Here is a 14,584-nt window from a genome sequence, read left to right as displayed (position 1 = left end):
CCCGCTCCGGCGGGAGCCTTCTTCGTCCGCTCCTCGGGCGATGCTCCCGTCCGCGTGGGCAGCCTCGCCCGTGTACGGGACGGCGGACAGCGGTACTGCGGCGTCGTCGACGGATCGCAGGCGACCCCTGCCCTGCGGACGGCGGGTCCCGTCGTCGTCCTGGACGTGGGCGTCCCCTGCGTCCGGACCTGGGCAGGTCCGCTCCGACCGTTATTGCTCCGCATCCGTGCTGTCGCCGGCCGGCGTCCTGCGCCGATCCCCCAGCGCGTCACCGGCCAGGGTGGCCGCCAGGCTCAGCACGCCGAGGGCGATTCCGACGCGCGTATGGGGCAGGCGCACGCCGCGGTCCGACAGCCTCTCACCGAATCCGTGGACGAGACGTTCCATTCCGACGGTCACCGCTGCGATGGACCCGACGGCCACCGCCGCCGCGCCCAGGACCGCGAGGCGCCGCAACGGAGCCGGCGTCCGCCGGGGCACGTCGTCCGCCGCGGGTGCGGCGTCTCGGCGGGAGGCCGACCGTCCTGCGCCGGTGGCGGCCGTCGCTTCACCACCCGGGAACCGTACGCGGCGCTCGCCAGCAGGATCCCGGTCTTCACCGCACCGCGCGCCGCACGACTGCGAATGTAGTCGGGCAGCGCGTACCAGCCTGCAGTCGCGACGGCGGTGAGGACGTCCGGCAGTCCTGTGGAGGGCGGTGCGGGGAGGGGCGGCGTGATCATCTGATGCGTCATGCTCCCACCCTAGGAAACAGGTGCAGGCCGCACATCCGCCGTCGTACTGACCCTGCCTACCCCTCCCGGATGACGACCCCTGCCGGGCTCAGCCCCCGGTGGGGGGCGAGTAGAGCTGGAGGTCGTTGCCCTCGCTGTCCTTGAAGGGCAGGATCCGCCCCCAGGGGTATTCGCTGATCTCGCCCTCGACGGACCCGCCGCCCCGGGACGAGATGCGCCCGAGTTCGTCCTCGATGGACCCGTCGGGCTCGAAGCTGATGACGGCGCCGCCGCCGCGGCCGCCGTGGGTGTTCTCCCGCGCGTTGAGGCCGATGGTCAGCCCGCCGGCGTCGACCGTGCTCCAGTCCGTCTGTTCCATCGTGACGGTCAGTCCCAGGGTGTCCCGGTAGAAGGCGAGGGCCCTGCCCATGTCCTCGACGGGTACCCAGACGGTTGCTACTCCCTTGGCCATGACGCTCCTTCCGCGGACCCGAGTGGGGGTCCGATGGGTCGTGGGCCCCGGCCGGGGCCCACGGACGGAACGCTACCGGCAGGGCTCCAGGGCGCGTCGGGGCGCCGTGGCCCCTTGACGGGCCGGGGTGCTGTCCCTACCGGGGTCTCGCCCCGGCGTGCTGCCGCGCGAGGTCGGCGAGCGAGTCGTCCACGCCGCCGTCGTCGAACACGCCGAACTTCCGCTCGGCCGCGGTGCGCAACAGGAAGTCGGCGATCGCGGGGTTCTTCGGCAGCAGCGAGCCGTGCAGGTAGCTCGCCACGATGTTCCTGTAGCGGGCGCCCTCGTGCTTCTCCTGTGCGTTGTTGCCTGCTCCCTTGACGACGGTCGCGAGGGGCCTGAGTCCGTCCCCGAGGAAGGTCTGGCCGCTGTGGTTCTCGTAGCCGTGGATCTCGCCGAACTCCTCGCTCGTGGCGACGACGTTGCCGATCAGCCGCTCCGTCCCGCCGCGCGTCTCGAGGTCCAGCACGCCGATGCCCGGGATCACGGTCCCGTCATGGGTGCGGAAGACGTTGCCGAACAACTGGTAGAGACCGCAGATCAGCAGCATCGGCGTGCCGTCCTCCGCGAGGTCGCGGAGCGTCGGGGCGATGGCCTGCAGATCGTCCTGGATGACGACCTGCCCGCTGTCCTGGCCGCCGCCGCCGATGACGATGTCGACGTCGTCCGGGAACTCGTCCCCGGCGTTGTGCTCCAGGATCTCGACGCCGTAGCCGCGCCAGGCGAGGCGCCGCTTGAGGACGAGCACATTGCCGTAGTCGCCGTAGATGTTCATCTCGCGCGGGTACAGCTGCAGGATCCGCAGGGTGCCCTTCGACGGGTCGGCGGGTGCCTCGCTCAGGGCGCCGGCGGATGGGGCGTCACTCATCAGGAGACCACCTCGACCTTCGTGATCTTGGAGAGCTCGCGGCGTACCGCGAGCATGGCCGTGTACGTGCAGAAGATCCGCTTGGGCCTGCCCGCGGAGCCCAGGACGAACTGCTTCAGGGCATCGGTGATGTCGGGTTCGACGGCGGTCACCCGGACGTCGTCGTACTTGAGTCGCAGCGCCATGTCGTAGGCGCGGACCCCGCTCACCATGTCCACGCCACCGAGGCCGAGCGAGTCGAAGTCGACGTCCCAGAGCCAGGACATGTCGCGCCCGTCGGCGTAGTTGTCGTTGATCGCGATCATCGTCGCGCAGCCTGCGGGGTCGAAGGACTTCAGGCCGAGCCGGAACCCGCTGGGATTCTTGACGAGGACCAGCTCGAGGGCCTGGCCGTCGACGACGAGGCTCTCGCCGCGTCCGAATGCGGGCTCCACGGCGGCCAGGGAGGAGAAGAGCCTGGCGGTGTCGGCGGTCCCGCCGAGGACCGCGCGGGCCGCAGCGAGGGCCGCCGCGGCGTTGAAGATGTTGTAGACGCCGCGCAGGCGCAGGTCGGTGTGCGTCGTCGTACCGTCCACCTCGAAGGATGCCGCGTTGCCGTCGACCGAGCGGAGGACGACGTCGGCCGGCAGGGCGGAGGCGGGCGCGATGCCCTCGGCGCCGCGCAGCTCGTCGTCGTTCGGGAAGGTGCTCCGCAGCGATGCGTCGAGGCCGAAGTAGGCGACCTCCGCCGTCGTGACGGAGGAGGCGAGGCCCGCGACGCGCGGGTCCTCGCGGTTGAGCACGACAGTCCCGGTGGTCGCGAGGGCGATGCGCTCGAGCAGGCGCGTGGTCGCATCGATCTCGCCGAAGCGGTCCAGCTGGTCGCGCAGGACGTTCAGCAGGAGGGAGTACCTCGGCGGCACGAGCTTCACGAAGTGCACGGCGTGTGCCTCGTCCAGTTCGAGGACCGCGACGTCGGCGTCGAGGCGCCCCCGCCAGTCGACGTCGCCCAGGAGTGCTGCGGCGACCCCTCGCGTGAAGTTGCTGCCCGTGCGGTTCGTGAAGACCTTCAGGCCCTGGCCCTCGAGCAGCTCCACCACCATCTTCGTGGTGGTCGTCTTGCCGTTCGTCCCGCTGACGACGACGACGCCGTGCGGGAGGGTGGACAGCGCGCGGCCCATGAAGCGGGGGTCGAGGCGCTCGACCACGAGGCCCGGGAGCGCGGAGCCGCCGCCGCGCAGGCGGGAGGCGATGCGCACGGCCTTGCCCACGAGGACTGGAAGGGGATTCATGCCTCCAAATTATCGCAGGCCCGGCTGCCATCCCGGGACGCGGTGGCGAGGCGCTGCTCACGCCGTCGCCCGCCGGCAGGGGCGGCAGGGCGGCGACGGCCTAGAATCGGGGTATGACTTCCCCCTCCTCCCCGGAGTCCGTCCCCCTGTCCGGCGTCGTGTCCGGCACGGCGTCCGGCACGGCGACCGGCACGGCGTCGGCTGTGTCGCGCTCATCGTCCGGGGCCGGTCCGCAGGTGGCCGGATCCGCCGGCGCTGCGCGTCGGAGCGGCCGGGATGTCGTCGTCGGGGTGCTCGCCGTGCAGGGCGACGTCCGCGAGCACATCGCGACCATCGAATCCCTCGGGGGCCGTGCCGTGCCTGTCCGGCGGGCGTCGGAGCTCGCCGCGGTCGACGGCCTGATCCTCCCCGGCGGGGAGTCGACCGCGATCGACAAACTGACGCGCACGTTCGGCCTGGCCGGACCGCTGCGCGAACTGATCGCGGGCGGCCTGCCGGTCTACGGATCGTGCGCGGGCATGATCCTGCTGTCCGACGTCATCGCCGACCCCGCGACCGACCGGAACGGCGACCCCCAGCAGACCTTCGGCGGCCTCGACATGGTGGTGCGGCGCAACGCCTTCGGCCGCCAGCGCGACTCCTTCGAGACCGATCTCGCGTTCGCGGGACTCGCGGCGACCGGCTCCGTCGCCGGGGACGAGCCGATGCGGGCCGTCTTCATCCGCGCACCGTGGGTGGAGAAGGTGGGCGCCGACGTCGAGGTCCTGGCCCAGGTGCCCGCCGCCGAGACGCCCCAGGCGGGCCCCTCCGACGGCCCCCCGACCCGCGGCCCGGACGGGACGCCGGCCCGCGCCTCGGGCGGCACCGGGACCGACTTGGAGCCGGTCGCTAGAATTGTCGCAGTGCGTTCAGGGAACCTGCTGGCCACGAGTTTCCACCCGGAGGTCACGGGCGAGCGGCGGGTCCACGAACTCTTTATCCGGATGATCAGAGGAGAAGCGTAAGCATGTCGGGGCACTCCAAATGGGCAACAACCAAGCACAAGAAGGCCGCGATCGACGCCAAGCGCGCGAAGTCCTTCGCGAAGCTGATCAAGAACATCGAGGTCGCGGCGCGGGCCGGCGGTGCCGACGTCGCGGGTAACCCCGGCCTCGAACTGGCCGTCTCCAAGGCCAAGAAGACCTCCGTGCCCATCGACAACATCAACCGTGCGGTGAAGCGCGGGGCCGGCCTGCTCGGCGAGGCCGTGGACTACCAGACGATCATGTACGAGGCCCGCGGCCCCCAGGGGTCCGCCCTGCTGATCGAGTGCCTCACGGACAACAAGAACCGTGCGGCCTCCGAGGTGCGCCTCGGCATCTCCCGCAACGGCGGCACCATCGCCGATCCGGGCTCCGTGGCCTACCTGTTCGCACGCAAGGGTGTCGTGACACTGCCGAAGAACGGCCTCACCGAGGACGAACTGCTCATGTCCGTCCTCGACGCCGGTGCCGACGAGGTCAAGGAGTCGGCCGACACGTTCGAGATCGTCTCCGAGCCCCAGGACCTGCGGGCCGTCGTCGCGGCGCTCGACGCGAGCAGCATCGAGTACGAGACCGACGACGTCGAGTTCGTACCGTCCATGCAGGTCGCCCTCGACGCCGACGGCGCACGGAAGTTCCTCAGGCTCGTCGACGCCCTCGAGGAGCTCGACGACGTGCAGAACGTCTACTCGAACGCGCACCTGCCGGACGAGGTCCTGGCGGAGCTCGAGAACGACGACTGACATCGCAGCTCTCCCTGCGTCCCGCCTCCGGGGACGGGTGACGCCATGACCTACCGCGTCATGGGCGTCGATCCGGGCCTCACCCGGTGCGGCCTCGCCGTCGTCGACATCGAACCGAATCGGCGTTCCACGCTCGTCGCGGTGGGCGTCGTCGGCACCGAGGCCGGCAGGAGCCTCGACGAGCGGCTCCTCGTCATCTCGGAGGCCGTCGACTCGTGGCTCGACCTGCACCAGCCGCAGGTCCTCGCGGTGGAACGCGTCTTCAGCCAGCTCAACGTCAGCACCGTGATGGGGACGGCGCAGGCGTCCGGCGTCGTGATCGTCTCCGCCGCGCGGCGCGGCATCCCCGTGGCGCTCCACACCCCCACCGAGGTCAAGGCCGCAGTCACCGGCAACGGGCAGGCGGACAAGGCCGCGGTCACGAAGATGGTGACGAAGATCCTCCGGCTCGAGACGGCGCCCCGGCCCGCCGACGCCGCCGACGCCCTGGCCCTCGCGATAACCCATGCCTGGCGCAGGGGAGTGGGGCAGCAGGGCGCAGCCGCATCGGGCGGCACGGTCACCCCCGCCCAGCGCATCTGGGCCGAGGCGGAGGCACGCGCGCGACGACGGTAGCGCCGGCCCCGCGACAGCGTCGCCCCGTCGCCCTGCCGCGCTGCACTTCCCGGTGTGGCGACTCGATCGGACGGCCAGACCCCGGTACCGTTGGACATTAGAACGTATGTTCGACGTCGGGTGACCGCCCGGCCGACCCGCATCTGCCCTGGAGCTCTACATGATCAGTTCCCTGCGAGGAACAGTGACCCACGTGGGCCTGCACTCCGCCGTTCTCGACGTCAACGGCTTCGGCATGCAGGTCCAGGCGACCCCCCAGACCCTCGCGGGACTGCGCGTGGGGGAGCAGGCCTCCGTCGCCACCGCCATGATCGTGCGCGAGGACTCGATGACGCTCTTCGGCTTCGAGGACGCCGACCAGCGGGAGGTCTTCGAGACGCTCCTCGCCGTCAGCGGCGTCGGACCCCGGCTCGCCCTCGCCGTCCTCGCCGTGCACACGCCCGAGGCGATCCGCGTCGCGGCGTCGTCGGGCGACGACAAGGCCTTCAGCAAGGTCCCCGGTATCGGACCGAAGGGTGCCCGGCGCATCGTGCTCGAACTCGCCGGGAAGCTCGTGCCCCTCGAGGCGAAGACCGGCGTGCCCGCACGCACCTGGCAGGGGCAGGTCCTCACCGCCATGATGGGCCTCGGCTGGTCGGAGAAGGACGCCGGGGCGGCGATCGACGCCGCCGTCGCCGACGCGCCCGAGGTCGCGGCGACGGGCGACGTGGGCCAGATCCTGAAGCTGACGCTGCGCCGGCTCGGCCAGGACGGCGCGCGGAGCTCGGCTCGGGCGAAGGTGGGATCATGACGGACCAGCAGCCCGAGGAGGCGACGGTCGTAGCGCCCGCGGCCGATCCGGAGGATCGCGCCATCGAGGCGGCGCTCCGCCCCAAGAACCTCGACGACTTCGTGGGGCAGCAGCGCGTCCGGCGGCAGCTCTCCCTCGTCCTCGAGGCCTCCCGCATGCGCGGGCGCACCGCCGACCACGTGCTGCTCTCCGGCCCCCCGGGCCTCGGCAAGACGACGCTCGCCATGATCATCGCCTCGGAGATGAACGCGCCGCTCCGTATCTCGTCGGGGCCGGCGATCCAGCACGCGGGGGACCTCGCAGCGATCCTCTCCTCGCTCACCGACGGGGAGGTGCTCTTCCTCGACGAGATCCACCGCATGTCCCGGCCGGCCGAGGAGATGCTGTACATGGCCATGGAGGACTTCCGGGTCGACATCATCGTGGGCAAGGGTCCGGGCGCCACGGCGATCCCGCTCGAACTGCCGCCCTTCACCCTCGTAGGCGCCACCACGCGTGCCGGACTCCTGCCGGGTCCGCTCCGTGACCGCTTCGGCTTCACCGGTCACCTCGAGTTCTACTCCACCGAGGAACTCGAACTGGTGCTCCGGCGCTCCGCCATGCTCATGGACATGAAGGTGAGCTCCGCTGCCTTCGCCGAGATCGCCGGCCGCTCGCGCGGCACGCCGCGTATCGCCAACCGCCTGCTGCGCCGTGTGCGGGACTGGGCGCTCGTGCACGGCGTCGACCTCATCGACGCCCGCTCGGCGAGCGCTGCGCTCGACATGTACGAGGTGGATGCCCGTGGCCTCGACCGCCTGGACCGCGGCGTCCTGACGGCGCTCATCACCAAGTTCAACGGTGGGCCCGTGGGCCTGTCGACCCTGGCGATCGCGGTGGGGGAGGAGCCCGAGACGGTGGAGACCGTCGCGGAGCCCTACCTCGTCCGCGAGGGGCTCCTCGGCCGGACGCCGCGTGGCAGGATCGCGACGGCGGCCGCCTGGAAGCACCTCGGCCTCGAAATGCCGCAGAACGTCGCGGCCGCGATGCCCGAGGACCTCTTCTCCGTCGCACCGGAATCGCTGCTGGACACCGAATCCGCGCTTGACAGTTGGGCCCAGCCGGAGTCCTGACGCGCCGGGCGCCCAGAATTCCCCTTTACACTGGTGTTCTCTCATGTGTGCCGGGGCACAATGCTGCCGCCACACCCAGTCCCAGGAACGGAATCCCAGTGCTTGCACACGTAGTCGCCCAGAACGCCTCAGGAGATGCTCCAGCCTTCGACATCTTCTCGCTCCTGTTGCCGCTGGCGCTGGCGTTCCTGATCTTCACCATGTTCCGGCGGCAGCGGAAGACGCAGCAGCAGGTCAAGGAGATGCGGACGCAGATGGAGCCCGGCACGGAGGTCATGACCCAGTTCGGGCTCTACGGCACGATCGTCTCGATCGACCAGGAGAACAACAAGGCCGTCCTCGAACTGTCGCCCGGCAACCTCGCGACCGTCCACACGCAGGCCCTGTCGAAGGTGGTGCAGCAGGAACCCGCCGTCGTCGGCGACGCGACCGACTCCACCGATTCCACCGATGCCGTCACATCCAGCGACGCCGCCGTCGACGGCACCACGGTGCCCGACGACGCGTCGTCGCTCAGCGGGGACGTCCCGGACCGCACACCGACCTCCGGGTCCACCGCCGCGGGAACCGCAGGCGCTGCGTCCGGCGTCGAGAGCCCCGAAGAGACCCGGGAACGCCTGAACCGCGAAGCCGCCCGGGAGAACCGCGATCCCAGGGCGAACCCCGACCACTAGCATTCCGCAGGGCGCCGGTACTCAGCCGGCGCCCGTCAGCATCGACCCGGCGCCCGAGACGCGCCACTGAATAAGGACATCCATCATGCCTCGTACCGGTCCCGGGACGGCAGCCAAGCGGACACTTGTCTGGCTGGGCGCATTGACAGCACTGCTCGCGATCCTGCTGGGAGCGGGATCCTACTGGAGCACCGCGAGCTGGAGCCCCCGCCTGGCCCTCGACCTCGAGGGCGGCACGCAGATGATCCTCGCCCCCCGCGTCCAGGGCGGCAGCGACATCACGCCCGAACAGCTGGACCAGGCCGTCGAGATCATCCGCCAGCGCGTGGACGGCTCCGGCGTCGCCGAGGCCGAGATCAACACGCAGTCCGGCCAGAACGTCATCGTGTCGCTGCCCGGCACGCCGGACCCCCAGACGCGTGACCTCATCCAGGCCTCCGCGCAGATGGAGTTCCGCCCCGTCCTCGCCGGAGGCCCCGGCCAGGCGGCGGCCGCGGAGACACCCACGCCCGACGACCAGCTGCCCACGCCGGCCGCCGAGCCCCAGGACGCGAGCGACCCCAACTGGATCACGCCGGAGCTCTACAAGCAGTTCGAGGCGCTCGACTGCCTCGACCCGGCGGCCCTCGAGCCCGCCGAGGAGCCCGCGCCCGCCGACCAGCCCATGGTCGCCTGCGAGCCCGACACGCAGGGCAAGTACATCCTGGGACCCGTCGAGGTCCCGGGAACCGACATCTCGACGGCCAGCTACGGCCTGCAGCGCAGCGCGCAGGGCCAGACCCTCAACACCTGGGCCGTCACGATCGACTTCAACGACGAGGGCACCGAGACCTTCCGAGAGGTCACGGAGCGCCTGTACGCGCTCGGCCAGGGCGATCCCCGCAACCAGTTCGCGATCGTCCTCGACGGGCGCATCGTCTCGGCTCCCACGACCAACGCCGTCATCCCCGACGGCAACCCGCAGATCACCGGCAACTTCACCGAGGAGTCGGCGGCCGCCCTGGCGGAGCAGCTGAAGTACGGTGCCCTGCCGATCAGCTTCGAGATCCAGAGCGAGCAGCAGATCTCCGCGACCCTCGGCGCCGACCAGCTGCGGCTCGGCCTCGTCGCCGGCCTGATCGGCCTCCTGCTCGTGGCCGCGTACTCGATGTTCCAGTACCGGCTCCTGGGCCTGGTCACGATCGCCTCGCTGGTCGTCGCGGGCGTCCTGACGTACCTCGCCATCTGCATCCTCGGCTGGACGGAGAACTACCGCCTGTCCCTGGCCGGCGTGGCCGGCCTCATCGTCGCCATCGGCCAGACGGCGGACTCGTTCATCGTCTACTTCGAACGCATCCGCGACGAACTGCGTGACGGACGCGGTCTCGTCTCCGCCGTGGAGAACGGCTGGCGCCGGGCCAAGCGGACGGTGCTCGCCTCCAAGGCGGTGAACCTGCTCGCCGCCCTCGTGCTCTACTTCGTCGCCGTCGGCAACGTGCGCGGGTTCGCGTTCACCCTCGGGCTCACGGCGATCGCCGACCTCGTCGTCGTGTTCATGTTCACGCACCCGGTCCTCCGCCTCCTCGCCAGGACGAAGTTCTTCGGCGAGGGCCATCCCTGGTCCGGGCTCGACCCGCGCCGCCTCGGCGGTATCCCGCTCTACCGCGGAGCAGGTCGGCTGCGTGAACCGGGCCAGGCGCCCGTCGCCGTCGCCCGTACCAGGAACAAGGGGGCCTCGGCCGAGGCCGAGCGGCGCCTGACCATCGCCGAGCGCCGTCGCGCGGAGCAGGAGAAGGCTCTCGCCGGGCGCACCGGGTCATCGGTCGCCGGGCGCACCGAGTCCGCCGTCGCCGACCGCCCGGAGTCCTCCGTCGTCGCGCGCACCGGTTCCACCGCCGCCGGGCGCACCGGTTCCCAGAAGGAGACCAACGAATGAGCCGCACGAACTTCGCCACGTTCGGCAACGAGCTGTACTCGGGCAAGCGCTCCTACCCCTTCGTCGCCAAGCGGAACCTGTGGTTCCTCATCGCCGGCATCGCCCTCCTGATCTCGATCATCATCCCGGTGGTCAAGGGCGGCTTCAACCTCGGCATCGACTTCCGGGGCGGATCCGAGTTCACGGTCTCCGCGACGGACAACACCGATGCCGCGGTCGGCGAGAAGGCGGTCACCGACGTCGTGCCCGACGCCGTCCCGCGGGTCACCAACATCGCCGCGGACACGATGCGCATCCAGACCGAGCGCCTCTCGGACGACCAGACGCTCAGCGTGCGCGACAACCTCGTGAGCGGGTACGGCGTGGGCGAGGACCAGGTGACCTCCAGCTTCGTCGGTCCGACCTGGGGCGAGGACGTCAGCCGCCAGGCCCTGATCGGTTTCGGCGTGTTCGTGCTCCTCGCCGCGATCCTGATGGCGATCTACTTCCGCACCTGGAAGATGGCGCTGGCCGCGATGGCGGCGCTCGTGGTGGTCATGGTGGTCACCGCCGGCCTGTACGCGCTGAGCGACTTCGAGGTGACCCCGTCGGCGATCATCGGCTTCCTGACCATCCTCAGCTACGCCCTCTACGACACGGTGGTGGTCTTCGACAAGATCCGGGAGAACACCGCCGACGTCACCATCTCGACCAAGCGCACGTTCGCCGAACAGGTCAACCTCGCCGTCAACCAGACGCTCGTCCGGTCGATCAACACCTCGGTGGTGGCGATCCTGCCGGTCGCGTCGATCCTGTTCATCGGCTCGTTCCTGCTCGGGGCGGGCACGCTCCAGGACCTCTCGCTGGCCCTGTTCATCGGCATCATCCTCGGCACCCTGGGCACCATCTTCATCGCGGCTCCGCTGTACGCGGCGCTGCGACTGAACGAACCGGAGCTGAGGAAGCAGGAGAAGAAGGTCCTGAACCGACGCTCGCTGGAAGCGGCCTCCGCCTGACACCGGGCGCACGCCGCACCGGATCCACGGCGCGCACCGACGCCGCAGCACGACCCTCAGCCGCAGGGGCCCGCACGGGCCTCCTGCGGCTGAGGCCGTTCGAAGCCCCGCTAGACTTGAAGCTGCCGCAGAACCTGCGGCGCGACGGATCCCTACCGGGTCCCGCATGAAGATTGAGGAACTGCACATGGCTGAAGCGGTGAATCCCGGAGAGGACCAGGGCGCTGCGGTGCCCGGGGTCCCCGGTCAGCTCACCACCGACGTGCCGCGCCCGGGCCCCGGCCGCGGGCTGGTACAGCCGGAATCGCCCACCTCCGCGCCCTCGGCGACGAGTGCCGACCAGGTGGCTCCCGGGCGGCGCGGCCGGACGCGCGCGCGCATCGCCCGCCTCACCGGCCGCGGTTCCTCGGGGTACTCGCCGGTCCTCGAGCCCCTGCTCCGCACCGTCCGCGCGAACAACCCGCGGGAGGATCTCGACCTGATCCAGCGCGCCTACCTCGTGGCGGAGCGGAGCCACGAAGGGCAGACACGCAAGAGCGGCGACCCGTACATCACGCACCCCGTGGCCGTCGCCACGATCCTCGCCGAACTCGGTATGACCGGCACCACCCTCGCCGCCGCCCTCCTGCACGACACGGTCGAGGACACCTCGTACACCCTGGCCGAGCTGAAGCGCGACTTCGGGCCCGAGGTCGCCATGCTCGTGGACGGCGTCACGAAACTCGACAAGGTGTCCTTCGGGGACGCCGCGCAGGCAGAGACGGTCCGCAAGATGGTCGTGGCGATGGCGAAGGACATCCGCGTCCTCGTCATCAAGCTCGCCGACCGGCTCCACAACGCCCGCACGTGGCGCTTCGTCTCGCCCGCCTCCTCGGCGAAGAAGGCCAGGGAGACGCTCGAGATCTTCGCGCCCCTCGCCCACCGCCTCGGCATGAACACCATCAAGTGGGAGCTCGAGGACCTGTCCTTCGCCGCACTTCACCCGAAGGTGTACGAGGAGATCGTCCGGATGGTGGGGGACAGGACCCCCGAGCGGGAGAAGCACCTCAGCCTCGTCCGCAACCAGATCGAGGAAGACCTCCGGGCCGTGAAGATCAAGGCGACGATCACCGGCCGCCCCAAGCACTACTACTCGATCTACCAGAAGATGATCGTCCGGGGTAAGGACTTCGACGACATCCACGACCTGATGGGCGTCCGCGTCCTGGTGGACAGCGTGCGGGACTGCTACGCGACGCTCGGCTCCCTGCATTCGCGGTGGAACCCCCTGCCCGGGCGGTTCAAGGACTACATCGCGATGCCGAAGTTCAATATGTACCAGTCGCTGCACACGACGGTGATCGGCCCCGGCGGGAAGCCCGTCGAGGTGCAGATCCGCACGCACGACATGCACCGCCGTGCCGAGTACGGTGTGGCGGCGCACTGGAAGTACAAGAACGGCGGCAAGCCGCCCGAGGCCGCCGACAACGGCGACCTGGGCTGGCTGCGGAGCCTCGTCGACTGGCAGCAGGAGACGTCGGACCCCGACGAGTTCCTCGACTCCCTCCGGTTCGAGATCAACGCCCGCGAGGTCTTCGTCTTCACGCCCAAGGGGGAGGTGATGGCGCTCCCGGCCGGCTCGACACCGGTCGACTTCGCCTACGCCGTCCACACCGAGGTGGGCCACAGGACCATCGGTGCAAGGGTCAACGGCAAACTCGTGCCGCTCAACAGCGAGCTGAACCACGGCGACTGGGTGGAGATCTTCACCTCCAAGGCCGAGGGCGCCGGGCCCAGCCAGGACTGGCAGGGTTTCGTCAAGAGCCCCCGCGCGCGCAACAAGATCCGGCAGTGGTTCACGAAGGAGCGCCGCGAGGAGGCGATCGACAAGGGCAAGGAGCTGCTGACCCGCGCGATGCGGAAGCAGAACCTCCCGCTGCAGCGCATGATGACGCACAGCGCCCTGCTGACGGTCGCCCAGGAGCTCCGGCACCAGGACATCTCGGCGCTCTACGCCGCCGTCGGGGACGGCCACACCTCCGCGCAGAACGTGATCGAGCACCTCGTGGCCCTCATGGGCGGCCACGAGGACGCCGAGGACAAGATCGCGGAGACGGCCGTCGCCTCCCAGCCCCGCCGGCCGAAGTTCTCCGACTCGGGCGTCACGGTCCGGGGGGTGGGCGACGTGTGGGTCAAGCTGGCCCGTTGCTGCACGCCCGTGCCGCCGGACCCGATCATCGGGTTCGTCACGCGCGGTTCCGGCGTTTCCGTGCACCGGAGCGACTGCCGCAACGTGCAGGAGCTGCGGGACCAGCCGGACCGGATCGTGCCGGTCGAGTGGGCCCCGACGCAGTCGAGCGTGTTCCTCGTGGAGATTCAGGTGGAGGCCCTCGACCGCAAGAGCCTGCTCTCGGACGTGACGAGCGTGCTCGCCGAGAACCACGTGAACATCCTGGCGGCGAACGTGAACACGTCCTCGGACAGGGTGGCCATGTCGCGCTTCGCGTTCGAGATGGGGGACCCGAAGTACCTGAGCCACATCCTCAGCGCGGTGCGCCGCATCGACGGCGTCTTCGACGTGTACCGGACGACGGGCTCCCAGCGACGCCCCTGACGGGTCCGCCGTCATACCCGGTGGTCCCGCGGCGGATGCCGGGCGACGCGCAGACGCATGAGGGCCCGGGCCTTGCCCGGCACGCGCGAGGTGTTGACGAGGGCCGCCTCGACGAGGCGCAGGGGACAGCCCAGGTCGGCGGCCCTGCCGATCGCCCGGAGGATCGGCACCGCATCCCGCTCCTCGCCGTGCACGGCGATGTCCAGGGCCGTGCGGAGCGGCGTCGTCACGGACACCCCGCCGACCAGGTTGACGTCGAACGGACCGAGCGCCACCTGGTGCATGACCGCCGGCGTGAAGGGCGGCAGCGCCGTGGTGCGGCGCCGGTGGTCCGTCACGAGGCTGATCAGTGTGGGCGGCGGAGCGCAGCCGTAGACCCAGGCCGCGCAGGAGCGGCCGAGCGCGACGCGCGGCCGGATCGGGCGGGGAATGCTGCGAACAGCGGCCTGCGCCCGCGTGGCAGGATCCTCCCTGAAGTCGCTGCGGAGGTACGAGTCGCCGATGACGAGGCGCACCAGCCCGTCGAGCCGCATGCCCTGCAGCTCCGCGGAGGAGAAGATCTCGCCGGGGTGGAAGATCGCCCCGCCCGTGGAGGTGACGGCCTGCCCGGCCGCGCCGAGGACGCGCTCCGGAGGAGCCGAGCCGTGGGCACTGTCCAGGGGAGCCATCGTCCCAGCATCCTCACCCCGGGAAGACCGGAGAAGGCCTCCGCTGCCGATGTGGACAAAGCCCGCGGGCACGGGCAGGACGCACGACACGGGC

At 70.6% G+C, this 14,584-nt stretch carries 15 protein-coding genes; 9 read left to right on the top strand and 6 right to left on the bottom strand.

Annotated elements, in window-relative coordinates:
- Nucleotides 1-210 precede the first annotated feature (210 nt).
- The 5 genes from ACX80K_RS03470 to ACX80K_RS03450 all read right to left on the bottom strand — a co-directional run bounded on the left by ACX80K_RS03470 (nucleotide 211) and on the right by ACX80K_RS03450 (nucleotide 3,363).
- The gene (locus tag ACX80K_RS03470) at nucleotides 211-387 is read right to left on the bottom strand and encodes a hypothetical protein (protein ID WP_459270458.1); all 177 of its coding nucleotides are present in this window, start codon (nucleotides 385-387) and stop codon (nucleotides 211-213) included.
- Nucleotides 388-395: 8 nt separating this feature from the next.
- Nucleotides 396-734, bottom strand: coding sequence for a hypothetical protein (locus ACX80K_RS03465; RefSeq protein ID WP_459270457.1), 339 nt, complete (start codon nucleotides 732-734; stop codon nucleotides 396-398).
- Nucleotides 735-822: 88 nt separating this feature from the next.
- Complete coding sequence (locus ACX80K_RS03460; protein WP_459270456.1) at nucleotides 823-1,185, bottom strand: VOC family protein; 363 nt, start codon at nucleotides 1,183-1,185, stop codon at nucleotides 823-825.
- 136 nt (nucleotides 1,186-1,321) lie between these two features.
- Nucleotides 1,322-2,092, bottom strand: coding sequence for a type 1 glutamine amidotransferase (locus tag ACX80K_RS03455; protein WP_459270455.1), 771 nt, complete (start codon nucleotides 2,090-2,092; stop codon nucleotides 1,322-1,324).
- Nucleotides 2,092-3,363, bottom strand: a complete 1,272-nt coding sequence (locus ACX80K_RS03450) for a MurT ligase domain-containing protein (RefSeq protein WP_459270454.1) — start codon at nucleotides 3,361-3,363, stop codon at nucleotides 2,092-2,094. The genes ACX80K_RS03455 and ACX80K_RS03450 overlap by 1 nt, the downstream gene beginning before the upstream one ends.
- A gap of 113 nt (nucleotides 3,364-3,476) precedes the next feature.
- Between ACX80K_RS03450 and pdxT the strand changes: the two genes are divergently transcribed.
- From pdxT to ACX80K_RS03405, 9 genes are all read left to right on the top strand, one after another.
- Nucleotides 3,477-4,367, top strand: a complete 891-nt coding sequence (pdxT, locus tag ACX80K_RS03445; protein WP_459270453.1) for a pyridoxal 5'-phosphate synthase glutaminase subunit PdxT — start codon at nucleotides 3,477-3,479, stop codon at nucleotides 4,365-4,367.
- A gap of 2 nt (nucleotides 4,368-4,369) precedes the next feature.
- Nucleotides 4,370-5,128 (top strand): YebC/PmpR family DNA-binding transcriptional regulator, encoded by a 759-nt coding sequence (locus ACX80K_RS03440; protein WP_459270452.1) that lies wholly within the window; start codon nucleotides 4,370-4,372, stop codon nucleotides 5,126-5,128.
- 45 nt (nucleotides 5,129-5,173) lie between these two features.
- Nucleotides 5,174-5,743, top strand: a complete 570-nt coding sequence (gene ruvC / locus ACX80K_RS03435) for a crossover junction endodeoxyribonuclease RuvC (RefSeq protein ID WP_104179543.1) — start codon at nucleotides 5,174-5,176, stop codon at nucleotides 5,741-5,743.
- Nucleotides 5,744-5,903: 160 nt separating this feature from the next.
- On the top strand, nucleotides 5,904-6,533 hold the full coding sequence (gene ruvA, locus ACX80K_RS03430) for a Holliday junction branch migration protein RuvA (RefSeq protein WP_459270451.1): 630 nt from the start codon (nucleotides 5,904-5,906) through the stop codon (nucleotides 6,531-6,533).
- Nucleotides 6,530-7,645, top strand: coding sequence for a Holliday junction branch migration DNA helicase RuvB (ruvB, locus tag ACX80K_RS03425; RefSeq protein ID WP_459270450.1), 1,116 nt, complete (start codon nucleotides 6,530-6,532; stop codon nucleotides 7,643-7,645). Before ruvA ends, ruvB begins: the two co-directional genes overlap by 4 nt.
- 98 nt (nucleotides 7,646-7,743) lie before the next feature.
- A complete protein-coding gene (yajC, locus tag ACX80K_RS03420; RefSeq protein WP_459270449.1) occupies nucleotides 7,744-8,319 on the top strand; it encodes a preprotein translocase subunit YajC in 576 nt (191 codons plus the stop codon).
- An 85-nt stretch (nucleotides 8,320-8,404) separates the two neighbouring features.
- Nucleotides 8,405-10,234 carry a protein translocase subunit SecD gene (secD, locus tag ACX80K_RS03415; protein WP_459270448.1) on the top strand — a complete coding sequence of 610 codons (1,830 nt, stop codon included), beginning with the start codon at nucleotides 8,405-8,407 and terminating at the stop codon, nucleotides 10,232-10,234.
- A complete protein-coding gene (gene secF / locus ACX80K_RS03410) occupies nucleotides 10,231-11,229 on the top strand; it encodes a protein translocase subunit SecF (RefSeq protein ID WP_459270447.1) in 999 nt (332 codons plus the stop codon). The genes secD and secF overlap by 4 nt, the downstream gene beginning before the upstream one ends.
- Before the next feature lie 187 nt (nucleotides 11,230-11,416).
- On the top strand, nucleotides 11,417-13,822 hold the full coding sequence (locus ACX80K_RS03405; protein WP_459270446.1) for a RelA/SpoT family protein: 2,406 nt from the start codon (nucleotides 11,417-11,419) through the stop codon (nucleotides 13,820-13,822).
- Nucleotides 13,823-13,833: 11 nt separating this feature from the next.
- Here ACX80K_RS03405 and ACX80K_RS03400 read toward each other — a convergent pair whose 3' ends face one another.
- The gene (locus ACX80K_RS03400) at nucleotides 13,834-14,490 is read right to left on the bottom strand and encodes a hypothetical protein (protein WP_459270445.1); all 657 of its coding nucleotides are present in this window, start codon (nucleotides 14,488-14,490) and stop codon (nucleotides 13,834-13,836) included.
- Nucleotides 14,491-14,584 lie beyond the last annotated feature (94 nt).

It is taken from the genome of Arthrobacter sorbitolis, assembly GCF_054510995.1.
This window is presented reverse-complemented; position numbering and strand designations above follow the sequence as displayed.

Bases quoted from the DNA above. Each gene is read 5' to 3' on its own strand.
- ACX80K_RS03470 (WP_459270458.1), bottom strand. From the start codon at position 387: ATGGAACGTCTCGTCCACGGATTCGGTGAGAGGCTGTCGGACCGCGGC.
- ACX80K_RS03465 (WP_459270457.1), bottom strand. From the start codon at position 734: ATGACGCATCAGATGATCACGCCGCCCCTCCCCGCACCGCCCTCCACA.
- ACX80K_RS03460 (WP_459270456.1), bottom strand. From the start codon at position 1,185: ATGGCCAAGGGAGTAGCAACCGTCTGGGTACCCGTCGAGGACATGGGC.
- ACX80K_RS03455 (WP_459270455.1), bottom strand. From the start codon at position 2,092: ATGAGTGACGCCCCATCCGCCGGCGCCCTGAGCGAGGCACCCGCCGAC.
- ACX80K_RS03450 (WP_459270454.1), bottom strand. From the start codon at position 3,363: ATGAATCCCCTTCCAGTCCTCGTGGGCAAGGCCGTGCGCATCGCCTCC.
- pdxT (WP_459270453.1), top strand. From the start codon at position 3,477: ATGACTTCCCCCTCCTCCCCGGAGTCCGTCCCCCTGTCCGGCGTCGTG.
- ACX80K_RS03440 (WP_459270452.1), top strand. From the start codon at position 4,370: ATGTCGGGGCACTCCAAATGGGCAACAACCAAGCACAAGAAGGCCGCG.
- ruvC (WP_104179543.1), top strand. From the start codon at position 5,174: ATGACCTACCGCGTCATGGGCGTCGATCCGGGCCTCACCCGGTGCGGC.
- ruvA (WP_459270451.1), top strand. From the start codon at position 5,904: ATGATCAGTTCCCTGCGAGGAACAGTGACCCACGTGGGCCTGCACTCC.
- ruvB (WP_459270450.1), top strand. From the start codon at position 6,530: ATGACGGACCAGCAGCCCGAGGAGGCGACGGTCGTAGCGCCCGCGGCC.
- secD (WP_459270448.1), top strand. From the start codon at position 8,405: ATGCCTCGTACCGGTCCCGGGACGGCAGCCAAGCGGACACTTGTCTGG.
- secF (WP_459270447.1), top strand. From the start codon at position 10,231: ATGAGCCGCACGAACTTCGCCACGTTCGGCAACGAGCTGTACTCGGGC.
- ACX80K_RS03405 (WP_459270446.1), top strand. From the start codon at position 11,417: ATGGCTGAAGCGGTGAATCCCGGAGAGGACCAGGGCGCTGCGGTGCCC.
- ACX80K_RS03400 (WP_459270445.1), bottom strand. From the start codon at position 14,490: ATGGCTCCCCTGGACAGTGCCCACGGCTCGGCTCCTCCGGAGCGCGTC.